The sequence below is a fragment of the Prauserella rugosa genome (genome assembly GCF_000719975.1).
Taxonomy (GTDB): Bacteria; Actinomycetota; Actinomycetes; order Mycobacteriales; family Pseudonocardiaceae; genus Prauserella; species Prauserella rugosa.
In genome coordinates this window covers 113771-133688 of the sequence record NZ_JOIJ01000007.1, presented here as the reverse complement: position 1 = coordinate 133688, position 19918 = coordinate 113771, and the positions used below count along the sequence as shown (strand labels likewise).

The 19918-nt window shown below is 69.1% G+C and carries 17 protein-coding genes; 11 read left to right on the top strand and 6 right to left on the bottom strand.

Translation table 11 applies throughout. The features are described from left to right. The first annotated feature begins 253 nt into the window (after positions 1 to 253). The 6 genes from IF64_RS0112115 to IF64_RS0112090 all read left to right on the top strand — a co-directional run bounded on the left by IF64_RS0112115 (position 254) and on the right by IF64_RS0112090 (position 8796). The gene (locus tag IF64_RS0112115; RefSeq protein ID WP_030532175.1) at positions 254 to 1084 is read left to right on the top strand and encodes an HAD family hydrolase; all 831 of its coding nucleotides are present in this window, start codon (positions 254 to 256) and stop codon (positions 1082 to 1084) included. Between the two features lie 612 nt (positions 1085 to 1696). Then, positions 1697 to 3547 carry a glycoside hydrolase family 3 protein gene (locus IF64_RS0112110; RefSeq protein WP_246134793.1) on the top strand — a complete coding sequence of 617 codons (1851 nt, stop codon included), beginning with the start codon at positions 1697 to 1699 and terminating at the stop codon, positions 3545 to 3547. 4 nt (positions 3548 to 3551) lie between these two features. Further along, complete coding sequence (locus IF64_RS0112105) at positions 3552 to 4841, top strand: exo-beta-N-acetylmuramidase NamZ family protein (RefSeq protein ID WP_030532173.1); 1290 nt, start codon at positions 3552 to 3554, stop codon at positions 4839 to 4841. Between the two features lie 33 nt (positions 4842 to 4874). Continuing rightward, positions 4875 to 6338: a serine hydrolase domain-containing protein gene (locus tag IF64_RS0112100; RefSeq protein WP_051757767.1), complete on the top strand. Its 1464-nt coding sequence runs from the start codon at positions 4875 to 4877 to the stop codon at positions 6336 to 6338. 503 nt (positions 6339 to 6841) lie between these two features. Further along, on the top strand, positions 6842 to 7795 hold the full coding sequence (locus IF64_RS0112095) for a MurR/RpiR family transcriptional regulator (RefSeq protein WP_051757765.1): 954 nt from the start codon (positions 6842 to 6844) through the stop codon (positions 7793 to 7795). Between the two features lie 47 nt (positions 7796 to 7842). Then, positions 7843 to 8796: an N-acetylmuramic acid 6-phosphate etherase gene (locus tag IF64_RS0112090; protein ID WP_051757763.1), complete on the top strand. Its 954-nt coding sequence runs from the start codon at positions 7843 to 7845 to the stop codon at positions 8794 to 8796. A gap of 145 nt (positions 8797 to 8941) precedes the next feature. On the opposite strand, the gene IF64_RS0112085 is transcribed toward IF64_RS0112090, so the two are convergent. Together IF64_RS0112085 and IF64_RS0112080 are read right to left on the bottom strand one after the other, a co-directional pair. Then, a complete protein-coding gene (locus IF64_RS0112085) occupies positions 8942 to 9673 on the bottom strand; it encodes a Fic family protein (RefSeq protein ID WP_030532169.1) in 732 nt (243 codons plus the stop codon). Further along, positions 9670 to 10176 carry a phosphoribosyltransferase gene (locus IF64_RS0112080; protein WP_030532168.1) on the bottom strand — a complete coding sequence of 169 codons (507 nt, stop codon included), beginning with the start codon at positions 10174 to 10176 and terminating at the stop codon, positions 9670 to 9672. The genes IF64_RS0112085 and IF64_RS0112080 overlap by 4 nt, the downstream gene beginning before the upstream one ends. Positions 10177 to 10391: 215 nt before the next feature. On the opposite strand from IF64_RS0112080, the gene acs reads away from it, so the two are divergent. Continuing rightward, on the top strand, positions 10392 to 12374 hold the full coding sequence (gene acs, locus IF64_RS0112075) for an acetate--CoA ligase (protein ID WP_030532167.1): 1983 nt from the start codon (positions 10392 to 10394) through the stop codon (positions 12372 to 12374). Positions 12375 to 12463: 89 nt separating this feature from the next. Here the strand turns inward: acs and IF64_RS0112070 are convergent, their stop codons facing one another. Together IF64_RS0112070 and IF64_RS0112065 are read right to left on the bottom strand one after the other, a co-directional pair. Further along, on the bottom strand, positions 12464 to 13237 hold the full coding sequence (locus tag IF64_RS0112070; protein ID WP_030532166.1) for a choice-of-anchor P family protein: 774 nt from the start codon (positions 13235 to 13237) through the stop codon (positions 12464 to 12466). Between the two features lie 91 nt (positions 13238 to 13328). Continuing rightward, positions 13329 to 14165 (bottom strand): L,D-transpeptidase family protein, encoded by an 837-nt coding sequence (locus tag IF64_RS0112065; protein ID WP_246134794.1) that lies wholly within the window; start codon positions 14163 to 14165, stop codon positions 13329 to 13331. Positions 14166 to 14693: 528 nt separating this feature from the next. On the opposite strand from IF64_RS0112065, the gene IF64_RS0112060 reads away from it, so the two are divergent. Then, positions 14694 to 15212, top strand: a complete 519-nt coding sequence (locus IF64_RS0112060; protein ID WP_030532164.1) for a DUF6319 family protein — start codon at positions 14694 to 14696, stop codon at positions 15210 to 15212. A gap of 15 nt (positions 15213 to 15227) precedes the next feature. Here IF64_RS0112060 and IF64_RS0112055 read toward each other — a convergent pair whose 3' ends face one another. After that, positions 15228 to 15701 (bottom strand): OsmC family protein, encoded by a 474-nt coding sequence (locus IF64_RS0112055; protein WP_030532163.1) that lies wholly within the window; start codon positions 15699 to 15701, stop codon positions 15228 to 15230. A 41-nt stretch (positions 15702 to 15742) separates the two neighbouring features. Here IF64_RS0112055 and IF64_RS0112050 point away from each other — a divergent pair, with 41 nt between their 5' ends. Beyond that, on the top strand, positions 15743 to 16471 hold the full coding sequence (locus IF64_RS0112050) for a VIT1/CCC1 transporter family protein (protein WP_030532162.1): 729 nt from the start codon (positions 15743 to 15745) through the stop codon (positions 16469 to 16471). A gap of 69 nt (positions 16472 to 16540) precedes the next feature. On the opposite strand, the gene IF64_RS0112045 is transcribed toward IF64_RS0112050, so the two are convergent. After that, a complete protein-coding gene (locus IF64_RS0112045) occupies positions 16541 to 18025 on the bottom strand; it encodes a peptide MFS transporter (RefSeq protein ID WP_030532161.1) in 1485 nt (494 codons plus the stop codon). Between the two features lie 230 nt (positions 18026 to 18255). Here IF64_RS0112045 and IF64_RS0112040 point away from each other — a divergent pair, with 230 nt between their 5' ends. Continuing rightward, a complete protein-coding gene (locus IF64_RS0112040; RefSeq protein ID WP_048807633.1) occupies positions 18256 to 18804 on the top strand; it encodes a phage holin family protein in 549 nt (182 codons plus the stop codon). 34 nt (positions 18805 to 18838) lie between these two features. Continuing rightward, positions 18839 to 19774, top strand: a complete 936-nt coding sequence (locus IF64_RS0112035; protein ID WP_030532159.1) for an alpha/beta fold hydrolase — start codon at positions 18839 to 18841, stop codon at positions 19772 to 19774. Positions 19775 to 19918 lie beyond the last annotated feature (144 nt).

The window sequence follows — 19918 nt, the reverse complement described above, 5'->3', positions numbered from 1 at the left end:
AACCGGCGCGGAAAACGAGGGGGAGGCGGTCCCCGCCAGGGGGAGGAGAACGGGGACCGCCGGGCTCGGCCGGGGGTGAGCCGAGCCGTATCCGGTAGTGCTGCCGGACTACTTCAAGGGTAGCTCCGGTCAACGCGTCGAAACGCGTTCCGAACAGGCAATTCGATAACGGCCGGATCGCGGAATGCACTACGTCGAACGGCCCCGTGCCCGCTCCGTCCCCGGGGCCACCGTGATCACCTATCGTGGGTGCGTGGCCGACCTCAGCACGACTTCAGCCGGCGGTGTAGCGGCTTTCTTCGATCTCGACAAGACGATCATCGCCTCGTCGAGTGCACTCGCCTTCAGCAGGCCGTTGATGCGTGAGGGGCTGATCAGCCGCCGCGCCGCACTGAAGAGTGCCTACGCCCAGCTCGTCTTCGCCCTCTCCGGCGCGGACGAGGAGCGCACCGAGCGGTTGCGGGCCGAGATCTCCACGCTGTGCACCGGGTGGGACGTCGAGCAGCTCAGGTCGATCGTGTCCGAGACGCTGCACGACGTCGTGACTCCGCTCGTCTACGCCGAGGCCGAGGCGCTGATCGCGGGCCACAAGGCGCAGGGACACGACGTGATCGTGCTGTCGGCCGCGGGCGAGGAGGTGGTCACCCCGATCGCCGAGATGCTCGAGGTGACACACAGCGTCGGCACCCGCATGACGGTGGTGGACGGGCGGTACTCCGGCGACATCGACTTCTACTGTTACGGCGAGGAGAAGGCGACGGCCGCGAAACAGCTCGCCGCCGAACGCGGTTACGACCTCAGCCGTTGCCACGCCTACAGCGATTCGAGCACCGACGTACCGCTGCTGGAGACGGTCGGTCACCCGCACGCCGTGAATCCCGACCGTTCACTACGGCGGACCGCCACCGAACGAGGCTGGGAGATCCACGCGTTCGAGAAGCCGGTGTCGATCCGCTCGCGCATGACCTCGCCCGCGACGGTGGCGGTGGGACTGGGAATCGGCCTCGGTGTCGGCATGGGTGTCGCGGGTGCGACGGCCTACGGGGTCTCCCGGCTCTCCAAACGGCGTAAACAGGACGGCTGAGGCATGCCCACGGCTGCCCGTCAACACCCACACGGCGGCCGATTTTCCTTGACACGGCCAGAACTCCGCCGTTTCCAGGGCACCGGGAGATCGGCGCGCGGTTCTGTACCGGTGCACCCGAGGAAACCCTTGAAGTGATCGGCGTCACTGAGTAAGACTTGTGGTGCGGACGTCGACCGGCCAGGGATCCGGCGAAGAGAAGCCCGATCCACCCCGTTCGATCTCCGTGCGCGAGCTCCGGGTACCCCCGCGGGGGCGGGGGCGGCCGCCCCCCCTCCCCGCCCCCCCGCCCCCCGCCTGTATGGCCCCCGCGCCTGTATGACCCGCCCCGCCTGCCCCGTAGTCCGACCCACCCCGACCGATGGCCGCTGCTTTCCCCGAAGGGCGCCACGTGCCCCGACCCGCCTTGTACCGACACGCGCCCACGAGTGGGCAGCGCTCCGCGCCGGACCACGCCACGAACGGTCCGTTCACTCCGGATTCCGGCGCCAAAGGCCCGTTCGTGTCGACCTCCGACGTTCGTCCATTGACGGGCCAATTCGGCTCGCTTAGCTTTCCGGTACCGGCGCTTTCGTGGATTTCTCACATCCACACGCTCACTGGAGGGATTTCGTGACATCACCTGCTCCCCGACGCAGGAGGAACAGTTATGCCGCTGCGACGCTCACCGGTCTGCTCGTCGTGACCGGCGGCCTCGGAGCCGCCGCGGGTGCGGAACCCGCGACCACGCGGGACACCCGCACGTCGGCCGACACCGGCCGACACGACTCGAACTGGGCCGAACGCACGCTGCGCGGGATGACCCTCGAGCAGAAGGTCGGCCAGCTCTTCGTCGCCGACGTGTGGGGCCACGCGCCCAACGAGAAACACGAGGGCAACCAGGAGAAGTACGGCGTCGACACCCCGTCCGACGTCGTCCGCAAGTACCAGCCGGGCGGCGTCATCTACTTCAACCACGCCGGGACCGACAACATCGACCAGCCGCGGCAGGTCGCGAAGCTCTCGAACGGACTGCAGCGCGCGGCGCAGTCGACCGGCGCGGGCGTGCCCCTGATCGTCTCCGTCGATCAGGAGGGCGGCCGCGTCACCCGCGTGGGAGAACCCGCGACCGAACAGCCCAGCGCCATGGCCTTCGGAGCGGGCAGGGACACGGCCGCGGCGGAACGTTCCGCCGCGATCACCGGTTCGGAGCTACGCGCGATGGGCATCAACCAGGACTTCGCGCCCGACGCCGACGTCAACTCCAACCCGGCCAACCCGATCATCGGAACTCGGTCGTTCTCCGCCGATCCCCAGCTCGCGAGTGAGTTCGTCAGCGCACAGGTCCGCGGCTACCAGGATTCCGGCGCCTCGACCGACACGGTCTCCAGCTCGGCCAAGCACTTCCCCGGCCACGGCGACACCGCGACCGACAGCCACACCAGCCTTCCGGTCATCGACCGCACCGAACAGGAATGGCGTGAGATCGATCTTCCGCCCTTCCAGGCGGCCATCGACGCCGGGATCGACTCGATCATGACCGCGCACATCCAGGTCCCCAATCTCGACCCGTCCGGTGAACCGGCCACGTTGTCGAAGCCGATCATCAACGGACTGCTGCGGGAAGAACTGGGCTACGACGGCGTCGTGGTGACCGACTCGCTCCAGATGCAGGGTGTGCGCGAGATGCACCCCGATTCCGAGATCCCGGTACTGGCGCTCGAAGCGGGCGTCGACCAGATGCTCATGCCGCCGGATCTGGACCTCGCGGTGAATTCCGTTCTGGACGCCGTCCGGAGTGGCCGCATCACCGAGGACCGCATCGATCAGAGCGTGTTGCGCATTCTCGAACTCAAGCAGAAGCGCGGGATTCCGGAGGCGCCGACGGTGAACGTCGGTGCGGTGCCCGAGAAGGTCGGCACGGAGGGCAACCGCGCCGAGATGCAGGCCGCGACCGACAAGGCACCGACGCTGCTGCGCAACGACGACGGCGCGCTGCCGCTCGACGGCTCCGGAGAAACCGTGGTGACCGGGTGGGAAGACCCCGATTTCGCCGGCTACCCGGCCGAGCCCGTCGATGCCCTCGCCGAGAAACTCGGTGATTCGGCCACGGCGGTACCGACTGGCGCCGAACCCGACGAGGCGACGATCAAGAAGGCGGTCGACGCGGCCAAGGACGCCGACACCGTGGTCGTGCTGACGAACGGCCTCGCCACGGACCCTGCGCAACGTGACCTGGTGCACGAGTTGATGGCGATCAACGCGAATGTCGTGGCAGTGTCGGTTCAGGAGCCCTACGACCCCGGATATGCGGACGTCCCGACATGGCTCGCCACGTACGACTGGCGAGACGTCTCCATGACGTCGCTCGCGAAGGTGCTACTCGGCCGGCAGGCCCCGCAGGGCAAGCTGCCGGTCACGATTCCGGAGGGCGACGACCCCGACACGACCCTTTACCCCTTCGGCCACGGTCTGACCTGGTGATGACATGCCATTGAACCGCCGCACGTTCCTGGGCGCGACCGCCCTCGCGACTCCCTTGCTCACCTCGGGATCGCAGCTGGCCTCCGCCGCCCCACAGGCGGGAACCCCCGGCGCGGACACCTCGTCCGCGCCGGGGCGCACGGTACGGCCCGGCGCCGACACCCTCGCCGCCGAAGGGTGGAAACGCCTCTCCGGCCGCAGGCTCGGCGTGCTGTCCAACCCCACCGGCGTGCTGGCAGGCGGCAGCCACATCGTCGACTCGCTGGTGGCGGCCGGTGTGAAGCCGGTGGCCGCGTTCGGCCCCGAGCACGGCTTCCGGGGCAGTGCGCAGGCAGGTGGCTCGGAAGGCGACTACGACGACCCGCGCACCGGGATCCCGGTGTACGACGCCTACGGCGCGACGGCCGACGAACTGGCCGGCATGTACCGCAAGGCACGTGTCGACACGGTGGTGTTCGACATCGCCGACGTGGGTTCGCGCTTCTACACCTACATCTGGTCGATGTACACCGGAATGGTGGCCGCCGCCAAGGCGGGCGCCGAGTTCGTCGTTCTCGATCGCCCGAACCCCATCGGAGGTTCGGCATTCGGGCCGACGCTCGACCCCGCGTTCAGCTCGGGTGTGGGCCTGAAGCCGATCGTGCTGCAACACGGGATGACGGCGGGCGAACTCGCCCGGCTGTTCAACGACGAATTCCTGCCGGAAGACGGCGGAAAACTCGAGAATCTCGACGTCGTCGAGGTCGAGGGGTGGAAACGTGATCGGCTTTTCGCCGAGACGAACCTCGTCTGGACGCCGCCGAGCCCCAACATGCCGACACCGAACACGGCGTTGGCCTACCCCGGAACCTGCCTTTTCGAGGGAACGGTGTTCTCCGAAGGGCGGGGCACCACGAACCCGTTCGAGATCCTGGGCGCACCGGGAGTCGACTGGAAGTGGCGTGAAGCACTCCAGGAACAGAATCTTCCGGGGGTAGTGTTTCGAGAGACGTACTTCGTGCCGACCTTCGGCAAATTCACCGACGAACAATGCGGTGGTGTTCAGATCAACATCACCGATCCGCAAGCGTTCGAGCCCATTCGCACGGGCATCGCCTTGATCGTCACGGCGAAACGAGTGCATCCCAAGCTGTTCGGGTGGCGCGAGGACAACTTCATCGACAAGCTTTTCGGTTCCGATCGGCTCCGCACCATGGTGGACGCCGGAGCGGGTGTCGACGAGATCGTCGGATCGTGGTCCGATGACACCGCGCAATTCCGCCGGAACCGGGAGAAGTACCTCATCTACCGGTAGGAGAGCACGCGCGTGCGAGCCAGAATCGCGGCGATGACCGCTGTCTTCGTCTTGACGAGCACGACCACGGCTGCTGCGTCGACACCGGCCCACGACACCGGCCGGACCGACCCGCTGACGCCGACCACAGGCGCCCTGGGGCAGGCCAAGCCCAAGGACGCCGGGGTCGACCCGCGGCCGATCCGCCAGGCCCAGCGCACGCTGGCCGACTGGACGGCCGCCGACGCCGTCGACGGTCACCCGTTGTACTCGGGTGCGGCCGGCCTGCTTGCCCACGACGGCAAGGTCGTCGGCAAGTTCACCGCGGGTGGAGCCGTCCGCTTCGACCGCGACGGGAACGAGCTACCCGCCGACCAGCAGGTCCCCGTGCGCGAGAACACGATCTTCGACATGGCGTCGGTGTCGAAGCTGTTCACGTCCATCGCCGTGATGCAGCTGGTCGAACGTGGCGACGTCGAGCTGTCCGCACCCGTGGCGCGGTACCTTCCCGCGTTCGGTTCCCACGGCAAGGACAAGATCACCGTCGAACAGCTGCTGACCCACACGTCGGGCCTCGAGGCGACCATGCCGCTGTGGAAGGACTACCCCGACCGCACGTCGCGGATCGGTGCCGTCCTGGCGGCCGAGCCGGTCAGCGAGCCCGGCACCGAGTACGAGTACTCCGACCTGAACCTCATCACGCTCGGGGAGCTGGTCGGCAAGCTCACCGGTGAGCGCCTGGACACCTACGTCCAGAAGAACATCACCGGACCGCTGGGCATGCGCGACACGGGCTACAACCCGCCGAAGCCGAAGCTCGACCGGATCGCGGCCACCGAGTACCAGTCCGAGCCCGACCGCGGCATGATCCGCGGTGTCGTGCACGACGAGAACGCCTGGTCGCTCGACGGGGTCGCCGGGCACGCGGGCATCTTCTCGACGATCCACGACATGGGCGTGCTCGGGCAGGCACTGCTGAACGGCGGCACCTACGACGGCGCGCGGATCCTGTCCGAACGCAGCGTGCGCGACATGCTGACGAACCGGAACCAGGAGTTCCCCGACGACTCGCACGGACTCGGGTTCGAACTCGACCAGTCGTGGTACATGGGTGAGCTGTCCTCGCCCAACACGGCGGGCCACACCGGCTTCACCGGCACCTCGTTCGTCATCGACCCGAACTCGCAGTCCATGGCGATCCTGCTGACCAACAAGGTGCACCCGACCCGCGAATGGGGCTCGATCAACGACGCACGTACGACGTGGGCCACGGCCATGTCCCGGGCGTTGAAGGCGAAACCCAACGCGGGCGCCGACTCGTGGTTCCGTCACCCCGAGGCCGACGACCGCGGCAACCGGCCGGGCGGCGGTGGCTCCGCGGGCGGCGCGGCAGGCGAGAACAACACCGACAAGAACGACACCGACAACAACAACGACAACACCGACAGCGGCGCTCAGGGCAAGGGCGGCACGAACGGCCTCGTGCCGAAGCCCGTCCTGCACCGCCTCGGTGAGTGACCGGCTGACGACCTGCTCGTCGAATGTGGGGCCCGACCCGGCTGGGCGGGCCCCACATTCGTGTTCGGGGGTACGGGTAACGGAATCGGGGAACCCGGCGAGCGACGCGTTCAGCGATCAGAGGGGGACGCTCGATGTCACGATTCGTTGGCCATTCACGGACGGTTTCGCATACCGCGCGCGGCAACGTGGAACCCCGTAGCGGGGAATCGCGCCCTTCCGGGCGGGAAGTCGGGGCCGGAGATATCTGACGGCCACGACGGCGAGGTTCGCAAAGCGGGCAACTCGCTCTCCGCAATCGTCGAATAGCTGCAGGTGACGTTGCCAAGTCGTTAAGCGGCCATGCTTAACGTTCCCTAGCCGGTTAGCGACTTTCTGAGCAACGATGGAGATTCAGCGGCCGGGGCTGTGGGGGCGCGCCGTGGTTGCAATCGACCTGGAGGGTGTGGGTAACCTTGTCGCAGACGCCAGTAGTGAGGAATTTTCCAACGGACGAGTCGACTGTGCCAGATGCCGTAGGCGGCCGGAGCGAATCCGCAGCCGCCGCATCGTCGCAGGCTCAGGACAGTGACGGAAGCCCCCTCGTCCGAATCCGGTCGTTGCTTCCCGGGCTGGCGAAGGCCGAACAGCGGGTGGCGAAGGTCGTGCTCGATGACCCGACGACGGTGTCCCGCCGCAGCATCACCGAGGTCGCGCTCGCAGCGAACACGAGCGAAACGACGGTCACCCGCTTCTGCAAGGCCATCGGCGTCGGCGGTTATCCGCAGCTGCGCATCGCGCTGGCGGCCGACACCGCCCGCTCCGCGGCCCGCACTCCCCAGGTGCACGGTGGTGACATCGCCTACGACGACGACCTCGCCTCGATCGTCGGCAAGATCGGCTTCACCGACGCCAGAGCCGTCGAGGAGACCGCCGAACAGCTGGATGTCGCCGAGCTCCAGCGCGTGGTCGACGTGCTCGCACAGGCCGGCAGGGTCGACGTGTACGGCGTCGCCGCGAGCGCCTTCGTGGCCGCCGACCTGCAGCAGAAGCTGCACCGCATCGGCCGGGTGAGCTTCGCCTGGTCGGACACCCACATCATGCTGACGTCCGCGGCCGTGCTGCGCGAGGGCGACGTCGCGGTCGGCATCTCGCACTCCGGTGCCACGACCGACACGGTCGAGGCGCTGCGAGCGGCGAAGGAGCACGGCGCGACCACGATCGCGTTGACGAACTTCCCCCGCTCGCCGATCGCCGAGGTCGCCGACCACGTGCTGACCACGGCCGCCCGCGAGACGACCTTCCGTTCCGGGGCCACCGCGAGCCGGATCGCCCAGCTCATGGTGGTCGACTGCCTGTTCATCGGCGTGGCGCAGCAGCACATGGACGACGCCGTGCAGGCCCTCGACGCCACGAGGGACGCGGTGGGCAGCCACCGGCTCGGTACCCGGCCCGACGGACGACGGAGAACCCGATGAGGACACGGCCGGCGAGCGGCCGTGAAGAACTGAGAACGGTGAGAAACATGGGATCCCGCACGACGAAAGCGGGTCTGGAACCGGTCGCGGGGGTCGTGCACGTCGACTCGCCGACCGAGCAGCGCAATGCACGCACGACCGACATCGACAGGATGTCGACGCGCGACATCCTGTCGGTCGTCAACGCCGAGGACGCGCGCGTCGCGGGCGCGGTACGCGCGGTGCTGGACGAGATCGCCGACGCCGTCGACCACGCCGTGGCCGCGCTGCGCGGGGGCGGCCGCGTGCACTACGTGGGTGCGGGCACGTCGGGCAGGCTGGCCGTGCTGGACGCCGCCGAGCTCGTGCCGACCTACAACGTCCCCGCTGACTGGTTCCTCGCCCACCACGCGGGCGGCGAGCGGGCGCTGCGCCTGCCCGTCGAGAACGCCGAGGACGACGAGACCGCCGGTGCCCGTGAGATCGCCGAGTCGGTGCAGCCCGGAGACTTCGTGCTCGGGCTGACCGCGTCGGGCCGCACACCGTACGTGATCGGAGCCCTCAAGGAGGCCAAGCGGCTCGGCGCGAACACAGGCCTGGTGTCGAACAACCCGTCGGCGGCCGTTCCGGACGAGGTCGACACCTCGATCGTGGTCGACACGGGGGCCGAGGCGATCGCCGGTTCGACGCGGATGAAGGCGGGCACGGCGCAGAAGATGGTGCTGACCGCATTCTCGACCGCGACGATGGTCAAGCTCGGCCGCACCTATTCGAACCTGATGGTCAGCATGCTCGCGACCAACGCCAAGCTGCGCGGACGCACGCTGCGGATCCTCCAGGAGGCCACGGGCGCCGGACAGCAGGCCTGCGACGAGGCACTGACCGCGGCAGGCGGTGACCTGAAGGTCGCGCTCGTGCACCTGCTCGGCGGCGTGAGTGTCGACACGGCGTCGACGGCACTCGACCACGCAGGCGGTCACGTGCGTGCCGCACTGGACGAGGTCCGCCCTCGGGCGTCGTAACAGCCCGCAGGCGGCGTGACCAGCCCTCGGGCATCGTGGACCAGCCCCAGGGCGGGGTGACCAGCCCGGCTCGCCACGAGCCGGGCTGACCGCGGAGCGGCGCACCGCCCGCCGCACACGCGCCGCGCAGTGGCGGGCGGGCGGTTCAGGCGGCGGCGTCGGCGATGCTCTGGGCCTCGCGTGCACCCGCCTCGAAGGCGGCGCAGCAGAACAGCAGCCAGTCGCGCACGCCGTCCGGGTCCCCGGAGGCGAAGGCCTCCGCGGTCTCGAGGTAGCGCTGCTGCCTGCGGAAACAGGCGACCTCGGGAACGGTCAGCGCTTTCGGGTCCAGGCCGGTCGCCACCATCGTCAGGCGGGCCGCCGCGCGTGCGACGACGCCGTCCGCGGTGCCGAACGCGCGCAGCGCCAGCAGCTCGCCGTGCACGACCGCGGTCAGGACGGGCGCGGGTGCCTTGGTGCCACCCGTCACGAGCTGGCCGAGGAGCTCGATGCGCGGGGCGGCGGCCGGATCCGGCCTGCCGAGCGCATCCGGGTCGGACGTCAGGTCCGCCGCGGCGAGCACGTGGATCCGCGCGAGAGCCTGGAGCGGAGCGCGCCGCCACGTCGGCAGCAGCGACTCGGTGGCCTTGGCCACCCGCAGCGCACCGGCCAGAACCGGGTCGCTCACCTCCCCTTCGTCGGGGATCTCCGGATCCACGCCTTCGACGCCTGCCGAGGCGCGGGCGGCCCGCACGGACGCCTCCGCAGCCGTGGCCGATCCCTCACGCAGGTTGACCCCGTAGCGGTGGACGGCGAACACGGCGTCCTGAGCCGACTTGGCGGCCTCGGCCACGCCGTCGAGCTCGACCAGCGGGCCGAGCGGGTCACCGTCGCTCATGCGTCGAGCACCTGGCCTTCCTTCGTCACCACGGGCGGCTGCGTGGACCACGGGAAGTTGATCCACTTGTCGGTGCGCCGCCACACGTACTCGCAGGACACCGTCGACGAGGGCTTCTCGTAGACCACCGCGCAGCGCACCTCGGCGACCGCGTCGGCGCAGAAATCGCGCACCAGCTTCAGCGTCGCACCGGTGTCGGCGACGTCGTCGGCCACGAGGACCTTGGCGCCCGCGAGGTCGACGGTGTTCGGCACGGGCGGCAGCATCACGGGCAGGTCGAGCCGCTCGTCGACGCCCGTGTAGAACTCGACGTTCATCACGTGCAGGTTCTTCACGTCCAGCGCATAGCCGAGCGCGCCGGCCACGAACAGCCCTCCGCGGGCGATGGACAGGATCAGATCCGGCCGGAACCCGCTGTCGGCCACGGCCACGGCCAGGTCCCGGCTCGCCGTACCGAACAGCTCCCACGTGAGCTCCTCACGCGCCGGTTCACTCTCGACCACTGGGCAATCCTCCCGCTCGAACGTCCGCCCTCCTACGCGCCGAGCATATGCGTCGACCGTTCGTCGGCCGCTCATCGCCCGGGGCCACCGGAACGACCGTGGGCCCTTGTGGGCGGCGCAGCGTCGCTGCAACCTGTGTGCTGCGGTACTAACTTCACAGGCAGGCGCGCGCATGTTCTCGGCGCGCCGGAGGTAACGACCAGGAGGCCTTGCAGATGACGACAGAGCAGTCGCCGACACTCGACAACCTGTTGACCGAGAGCCGGAGCTTCCCTCCGAGCCCGGAGTTCGCGGCGGCCGCCAATGCGACGGCGGACTGGTACACCGAAGCCGACGCCGACCGCGAGGCGTTCTGGGCGAAGCAGGCCGAGCGCCTGCACTGGGACACGAAGTGGACACAGGTCCTGGACTGGTCGAACGCCCCGTTCGCGAAGTGGTTCGTCGGCGGCAAGCTCAACGTCGCGTACAACTGCGTCGACCGCCACGTCGAGGCCGGCCACGGCGACCAGGTGGCCATCCACTGGGTCGGTGAGCCGGGTGACACCCGCGACATCACGTACGCCCAGCTGAAGGACGAGGTGTCGAAGGCGGCGAACGGTCTGCTTTCGCTGGGCGTCACCGCGGGCGACCGCGTCGCGATCCAGCTGCAGATGATCCCCGAGGCGATCGTGTCGATGCTCGCCTGCGCGCGGATCGGCGCACTCCACAGCGTCGTGTTCGGCGGCTTCTCGCCGAGCGCGTTGCGGCAGCGCGTCGACGACGCCGACGCGAAGGTGGTCATCACCTCGGACGGGCAGTACCGCCGGGGCAAGGCGGCACCGATGAAGGCGAACGTCGACGAGGCGCTCGACGGCGCGCAGAGCGTCGAGAAGGTCATCGTGGTGCGCCGCACGGGCGACGACCTCGAAGGGGACGTGCCGTGGTCCGACGGCCGCGACATCTGGTGGCACGAGCTGATCGACGCGCAGTCGGCCGACCACAAGCCCGAGGCGTTCGACTCCGAGCACCCGCTGTACATCCTGTACACCTCGGGCACCACCGGTAAGCCGAAGGGCATCCTGCACACCTCGGGCGGCTACCTGACGCAGGCGGCGTACACGCACAACGCCGTGTTCGACCACAAGCCGGGGCAGGACGTCTACTGGTGCACGGCCGACATCGGCTGGGTGACCGGCCACTCGTACATCGTGTACGGCCCGCTGGCCAACCGCGCCACGCAGGTCGTCTACGAGGGCACGCCGAACACCCCGCACGAGGGCAGGCACTGGGAGATCATCCAGAAGTACAAGGTGTCGATCTACTACACGGCACCGACGTTGATCCGCACGTTCATGAAGTGGGGCGCCGAAATCCCGGCGAAGTACGACCTCTCGTCGCTGCGCCTGCTCGGTTCGGTCGGTGAGCCGATCAACCCCGAGGCGTGGATGTGGTTCCGGGAGAACATCGGCGGCGGGAACTGCCCGATCGTCGACACGTGGTGGCAGACCGAGACGGGCGCGATCATGATCTCGCCGCTTCCCGGGGTCACGCACGCGAAGCCGGGGTCGGCGCAGCGGCCGCTGCCCGGCGTGTCGGCGAAGGTCGTCGACGACACCGCCACCGAGGTCGGCAACGGCGGTGGTGGCTACCTCGTGCTCGACAAGCCGTGGCCGTCGATGCTGCGCGGCATCTGGGGCGACGACGAGCGGTTCAAGGACACCTACTGGTCGCGGTTCGCCGAGCAGGGCTTCTACTTCGCCGGTGACGGAGCGAAGTACGACAACGACGGCGACATCTGGCTGCTTGGCCGTGTGGACGACGTCATGAACGTCTCGGGCCACCGCATCTCGACCACCGAGGTCGAGTCGGCCCTGGTGTCGCACCCGACCGTGGCCGAGGCCGCGGTGGTCGGCGCGAGCGACCCGACGACGGGTCAGGGCATCGTGGCGTTCGTGATCCTGCGCGGCGACGCGGCGAAGGCAGGCGACGAGGCGATCCAGGAACTGCGCAACCACGTGGCGAAGGAGATCGGGCCGATCGCCAAGCCCCGGCAGATCATGGTCGTGCCGGAGCTGCCGAAGACGCGGTCGGGCAAGATCATGCGCCGCCTGCTGCGGGATGTCGCGGAGAACCGCGAGGTCGGCGACGTCACGACGCTCGCCGACAGCACCGTGATGGACCAGATCTCGAAGGGCCTGTCGTCCGGTTCGGACGACTGAGCGAGGGCAGGCACACACAACACAGCGCCCTCCACAGTGGACGATCCACTGTGGAGGGCGCTGTTGTCAGTGCACCCCGGGGAGAAAGGTCAGCCGGTCACGTCCAGGTGGCCGGGCTGCGGGGTGGGCGTGGGGGCCGCACCGTCGGGGCCGGCCTGGTCGCCGCCGTCACCGGCGCCGTCGTCGCCACCGTTGTCCCCGCCGTTGTCGCCACCGTTGTCGCCACCGTTGTCGCCGCCGTCACCGCCGCCGTTGTCCGGCGGGGGCTGCTCCTCCTGGGCGGCCTCGGTGCAGGTCGCCGACGCGATGTCGATCGTCTGGCCCGCGATGTCCGACAGGCCGGGCAGACCCTGCAGCAGTTCGATGCTGACGGCCGTGACCGTGTTGCCTTCCTGCTTGTTCAGGGTCACCTGGGCGATGCCGCCCAGCTGCTCGGGCAGGATCGTCGTGTTCGGCGCCAGGTTCTGCACCGGGACCTCGTTGCCCGCGATGGTCAGCGTCGTGATGTTCGAGCTCAGCGCACCGTTGTCACAGGTGGCGCTGATGGTTCCACTGGCCTCGACCAGCGGGCCGGCACCGGTGAGCACGCCGAGGTTGGCGACGTCGGCGTGCGCGTAGTTCTCGGAGGCCTCGGCGTTGAGCACCGTCGCCTCGGCGAGCTCCGGCACCTCGGTGCCGACGAGCGACTCGGACGCGTCACCCTCGGCGTACGGCGTCGCCGGGATGTTGATCAGACCGCTGGCGGAGATGCCGAAAGCCGAGTTCTCCTCCTGGGAGAGCGCGGCCGGGGCGAACATGACGCCGCCGGCGAGCGCGGCGGACAGGACACCGGCGCCGAGCGCGGTGGTCTTCTTCTTGGACAAGGAATTGCCTTTCCTGATTTTCCGGTCGTGCTTCGGGTCGGGAACGGGCGGGGGCCCGCACCGGTGGGGACCGGCCGCGCGGCGGCGAAGGTCAGACGATCTCGACCATCGTTCCGAGCGGCAGCTTGACGAGCTCGTCCAGCGCCTCCTTCGTGACGCGGAGGCAGCCGTCGCTGTTGGCCTTGCCGACGAAGCTGTCGTCCGGCCACGTGTGGATGCCGACGGTTCCGGGTCCACCGCCGAACGTCTCGTGCGAATCCGAGTGCGAACTCAACGGGAGCACGATGGGGCTGTAGTCGTTCACCTGCTCCTCGATGGAAGCGATGATGTACGCGCGCCCCTTCGGCGTCGGGTGCTCGTCCGACCCGATGCCGATGGTCCATTCGCCGACCTTCTCGCCCTTCTCCCGGATCTCGAGCGAGAAGTCGTCACGGTGCACGAGCACCGAGAAGTCGTTGGTGGCCGTCTCGACGGCGTCCTGGCCGGTGTACACCCAGCCGCTCGCGCCGTTCGGACGCGCCGGCAACAGGATGTGCGCCCAGTCCCCGCGCTCCTCGATCACGGGAACCCAGGTCGGGGAGCTGATCTGCTTGCGCGGCAGCTTGGCGAACGGGTCGCCGCCCGGCTCGTCGTACACGGCGATCGCCTGCTTGGGGTGCAGAACGGTGCCGGTTCCGTTCTCGCTCGCCGACGTGTCGTCCGGCGACGGGTCGGTCGGCGCGCCCTTCAGGTTCCCGAAGGTGGTCGCGTCGGGAAGCTCGCCGAGCTGCTCCTGGGTGAGCGCGACAGGCTGGGCGTTGCCCGCCTGGCCGCCGCCACCGGATGCGTCGTCGGACGCGTCGCCGCCTCCGCAAGCGGACACGAGCAACGCCAACAGTGCGGCTGCCGCCAGGGACGACAGCGCACGCGTCTTACTGCGCCTTTCCATCAACCACGTCCTGCAACTAGGCACGCGAGGGTGCGAGATGTGAAGCGTTCAGTCCTGCGTCGGTTCACCTCGCGCGTCCCCCAGCGCAGCGCGCGCCGCAGCGGAGCCGCAGTGGACAGGGGTTACTGTTCGCGCACGAGGCGGATCGCATTGTTATCGGCGTCGAGAGTCACGATCAAACTCGTTGCTGATTTTCGGCGACACCGCGAGCTGCATAAACGAGACGTTTTCGCAGGACACAGCCCGATCGTGGGATCACTCCATCGAGTTAGCGATTCGTCGGTTTCGTGCCACTCGATCGCCGCTGACCTGCTGTTCACGCTGAGTGACTTGAGAATCATTCACGTTCGCCGGGACGGCCGTCGCCGGATCGCGTGTCACCCGGGCGAGAGATGTCCGACACACTTGCCCGGAATTTGTTAACGCCGGAGCACGCCACGCCGATGGACACCCGGCCGAACCCGCCGTCGAACGAGTGTTCTACACTGCGTCGGCCACTGCCGGACGTTTCGAGGGGACACCGCCGCGATGAATCCCGAGCCGAAGCCCGAACCCACCGCCGAGTCGACCGACGAGCCCAGCACCGACACCAGCGCCGAGCCCACCACCGAGACCAGCGCCGAGACCACCGGCACCCCGGCCGCGGAGGCCGACGGCGCCGCACCGGGACAGCCGGGCGGCGAGTCCCAGGCCGGCGCGTCCCAGTCCAACGAATCGCAGGCCGCCGAGGAGAACAAGCCGAAGCGGGGCCGCCCGAAGGGCTCGAACGCGCGCAAGACGCGCACCGTCGAGCTCACCCTGACCGTCACGGGCACCGCCGACGGGGAATGGCAGGCCGAGCTCAAGCACGGCAGCAAGTGGGTGACCCGCGGGCTGGCCGTGACCGCCTCCGCCGTGTCGCGCGCCGCCAAGGAACTGCACGAGGAGCTGTCGACGCCGATCGACGAGGTCATCAACGCCGCCAAGGAGCAGCAGCAGGCGCGCGTGGCCGAGCTCGAGGCGCAGCTCGAGGAGGCCAAGAAGCAGCTCGCCGAACTGGAGAGCTGACCGAAACCGGGGCGGTCAGCCCGCGACCTCGATGCGTGCCTCGTGCCGCACGGGGAAGTTGACCGACCTGGCGATGAAACACGCCTCGTGGGCGGGCTCGTGCAACGCACGGGCCCGCTCGACCGAATCCGCGTCGGCGACCGTGACCACCGGGCGCAGCAGTACCGAGGTGAACTCACCGACGCCGAGCGTCTCGGTCATCGTGCCGACCGGCTCGTCGGTGTAACCGGTGACGACCACGCCGTTCGAGGAGCACTGGGCCAGGTACGACAGCATGTGGCACTGCGCGAGCGCGGCCAGCAGCAGTTCCTCGGGATTCCAGCGGTCGGCGTCGCCGCGGAAGAACGGGTCGGCCGACCCGGCGAGCGCGGGTTTGCCCTCCGCGAGCACGTCGTGTTCGCGGCCGAACTCGCGGTATCCCGACGTACCCCTGCCACGGTCACCCGTCCAGCGGACCGTCAACTCGTACGTGTGCTCACGCTGTCGCATGTCTCCTTGATACCGCCACCGGCTGCGGCGAAGGTGAGACCGTGGACGACTCCGGCCCGGCGAACCCTTCCGATCCGACGAACCATCGCGACGAGAGCGTCAACCAGCGGACCAACTGGTTGCGTGCCGCGGTGCTGGGCGCCAACGACGGCATCGTGTCGGTGGCCGGTCTCGTCGTCGGTGTCGCCGGTGCGACGACCGACCGCTCGGCGATCCTCATCGCGGGCGTCGCCTCACTCGTCGCGGGCGCGCTGTCGATGGCAGGCGGCGAGTACGTCTCGGTGAGCACGCAACGCGACACCGAAAAGGCCATGCTGCGCACGGAGAAGTGGGAGCTGGCCGCGATGCCCGACGAGGAGGAACGCCAACTCGCCGAGATCTACGAGGACAAGGGACTCTCGCCGGAACTGGCCGCGCGCGTGGCGAGGGAGCTGACGGAGAAGGACCCGCTCGGGGCGCATGCCGACGTCGAACTGCGCATCGACCCGGAGCACCTGACCAACCCGTGGCACGCGGCGCTGGCCTCGATGGGCGCGTTCGTCGTGGGTGCGCTGCTTCCGTTGCTGGCGATCGTGCTGCCGGGGCCGGATGCACGGGTGCCCGCGTGCGCGGCGGCCGTGCTGGCCGGACTGGCCCTGACCGGCGCGGCCAGCGCCACGCTGGGCGGCGCCCGCAGGCCACGAGCCGTGCTCCGCAACGTCGGCGTCGGAGCGCTCACGATGGCCGTCACCTACGGCGTCGGCCTGTTGTTCGGCGTGTCGACCGCTTGAGCGCTCCGGATGCCGTCACGGCGGCTTCGGCCTGCACCGAACGCAGGCCGAAGCCGCCGTGGTGTCGGATCAGCGGACCCCGGACATCAGCTTCCGGATGAGCGGCGACAGCACCGCGATCAGCACGCCGATCACGACGGCGACCGCGCCGACGGTGCCGAAGTACTGCGCCTCGTTCTCGGGCGTGTAGTACCCGGCCAACGTGCCCGACAACGCGGTGCCCAGCGACACCGACAGGTAGTTCAGCGCCACCATCTGGGCCAGGAAGGCCTTCGGGGCGAGCTTGGTCGACAGCGACAGGCCGACCGGCGACAGGAACATCTCGGCCATCGTGACGAGCGCGAGGATGCCGATGATCGCCAGCAGCGGGCTCGTGTTGCCCTCGCCGCCCGCCATCGGCAGGAACAGCAGGAACGCCACGCCGATCACACCGGTGCCGAGTGCGAACTTGATCGGCGTCGACGGCTGCCGGTCACCGAGCTTGGCCCACACCGTCGCGAAGATCGGCGCCAGCAGGAGGATGAAAACCGGGTTGATCAGGTTCACCCACGAGATCGGCATCTCCCACCCGAACAGGTCACGGTTGAGCCGTTCGTCGGAGTAGACCTCGAGGACGGTGAACTGCTGCTGGAACAGCGCGAAGAACGCCGCGCTGGCCACGAACATCGGGATGAACGACAGGACGCGCTTGCGCTCGACGCCCTCGACCTTCGCGCTGGTCAGCAGGACGGCGAACAGCACGATCGCGGCGACCGCCACGACCCAGACCACGGCGTCGCCGAGGTTCTCTGCGGTCACCACGCCGGTCACCACCAGCACGACGATGACGGCAACGATCGCCAGGAAGGCGAGAGCCACGAGCGGGCGACGCGACGCAGGCAGCGGGTTCGGCACGACGCGCGAGGCCTCGCCCAGGTTCGACCGGCCGATCGAGTACTGGATCAGCCCGAGCGCCATACCCACGGCCGCAAGCCCGAAGCCCAGGTGGAAGCCGACGGTGTGCTGCAGGAACCCGGTGAGCGCGGTGCCGACGAACGCACCGAGGTTCACGCCCATGTAGAAGATCGTGAAGCCGGAGTCGCGGCGCTCGTCGCCCTCGCCGTAGAGCGTGCCCAGCACCGCGGTCGCGTTGGCCTTGACGCCGCCGCTACCGAGCGCCACGCATACCAGGCCGACGCCGACGCCCGCGTACCCCGGCAGCACCGCCAGTCCGAGGTGGCCGATCATGATGAGCACGGCGCTGTAGAACAGCGTCCGCTCAGGCGCGAGCAGGCGGTCCGCGATCCAGGCCGCAAGGATGGTCGACAAGTAGACAAGACCGCCGTAGGCACCGACGATGCCGAGTGCGGTGCCCTTGTCCATCTCCAGCCCGCCCTCGGCGGCGGAGAAGTAGAGGTAGAGGGGCAGGATGCCGAGCATCCCGTAGAACGAGAAGCGCTCCCACATCTCGACGCCGAAGAGGTTGGCGAGGCCGCGGGGATGCCCGAAGAACGTCTTCTCGCGCCGCTCGCCGCCGGGATCGGTCTCGAGCGGTCCGGTAGAGGTACCCGACATGTTCGATCTTGTCCGTTCGTGCGTACTTCAGCCGGAATGACCGGCTTTTACAGCCAACAGCCGACAATACTCCCCAGTTACTACGGAACGTAACCGGCATCGCGGAGCCGGCACAACACCCTCCCTCGGCCTGTCGAATCCCGCTGTCGCTGTCGAACGGCCAACGACTCGGCACCGATCGACACCTCGGCCCGCGCCCATCGCACCCCTGAGCCCGTCCACATGGCACGATGACCCCCGTGAGCAGCCCGAAGCATGAACTCAACGACGGCGGCAAGGGAAATAGCGGCGACTGGGTCCCCTATCTCCCGTTGTCGGAGGAAAGCGCGGCCAGGTCCGCCGAGGACGCGTCGATCGGTTCGCTGGTCAAGGACGCGACACAGCACATGTCGACGCTGTTCCGCGCCGAGCTGGAGCTGGCGAAAACCGAGACCGTCGGCGAGGTCAAGAAGGCCGCCAAGGGCAGCGTCTTCTTCGTCATCGCCGCGGTGATCGCGCTGTACAGCTCGTTCTTCTTCTTTTTCTTCCTCGGCGAGCTGCTGTCCGAGTGGCTCCAGCGGTGGGCCGCGTTCGGCATCGTCTTCCTGCTGATGCTGGTGGTCGCGGGGATCGCCGGATTCCTCGGCTACCGGAAGTTCAAGAAGGTGCGCGCGCCGCAGCGGTCGATCGACAGCATCAAGGAGTCGGCGGGCGCACTGAAGCCGAAGGGCAGGAGCGCCGAGGCCGCAGGCCCCGTCGCACCCGCGGGCGCGGCGGCAGAGCCGTTCCCCAGGTCCTGACCGCGCCCCGACAGCGCAGCTCCGTGTACCGGAAGTGAGCCCGCCCGATCCGTCGACCGTCCGGTTCCCCGGGCCGTGGACGCATCGCGACGTCTCGGCCAACGGCATCCTGTTGCACGTGGCGGAGGCGGGCGAGGGCGAACCCGTGTTGCTGCTGCACGGGTTCGCGGGCCTGTGGTGGTCGTGGCACCACCAGCTGCGGCAGTTGCCCGCGGCCGGATTCCGCGTGGTGGCCGTCGACCTCCGCGGATACGGCGACTCGGACAAGCCACCGCGCGGCTACGACGCCTGGACACTCGCCGGTGACGTCGCCGGGCTGATCCGCGCACTGGGGGAACGTTCCGCCCACGTCGTCGGCCATGCCTGGGGAGGGCTGCTCGCCTGGTCGGTGGCGTCGATGCGGCCGCGCGTCGTGCGGTCGGTGACGACGGTCGGTGCCGCGCATCCGCTGGCGCTGCGCGCCGCGCTCGGCCGTCCGCCGCTCGGCAGGCGGGGTGCGCAGGCCCGCGCGATGCGGCATCTGCTGCGCTTCCAGGTGCCGATGGCCCCAGAGAGGTGGCTCACCGCCGACGACGCGGCGAACGTGGGCGGACTGCTGCATCGCTGGGCGGGCCCGGGGTGGCGGGACACCGACGACTTCGTCGAGACGTCGGCGACCCTGCGCCACGCCATGGCCGTCCCCGGCGTCGCGCACAGCGCGCTCGAGTACTACCGGTGGGCGTTCCGCGCCCAGTTCCGCGGGGAGGGCAGGCGATTCGCCAGGGACCTCGACGCGCGCGTCACCATGCCGGTGCTGCAACTGCACGGCGAGGCCGATTCGTGCTTCCTGCCCGAGACGGCGCGCGATTCGACGCCGTGGCGTGGCCCGCGGTCCCGCTTCGTCTCCCTGCCCGATGTCGGCCACTTCCCGCACCTCGAGGCGCCCGAGCGAACGTCGGCCGAGCTCGTCGACTTCCTACGCACCCACTGACCCGTCGGTCGCCGGGTCGAGCCCACTCCCGCAGGCACTGTCCCGCGGGCACTGTCCAGCCGGAACTGTCTCGCGGTCACAACCCTCGTGAGCTGGTGAAACCCGCTCTCTCCATGTCCCCACTTGCGTTCGCGGTTTACACGC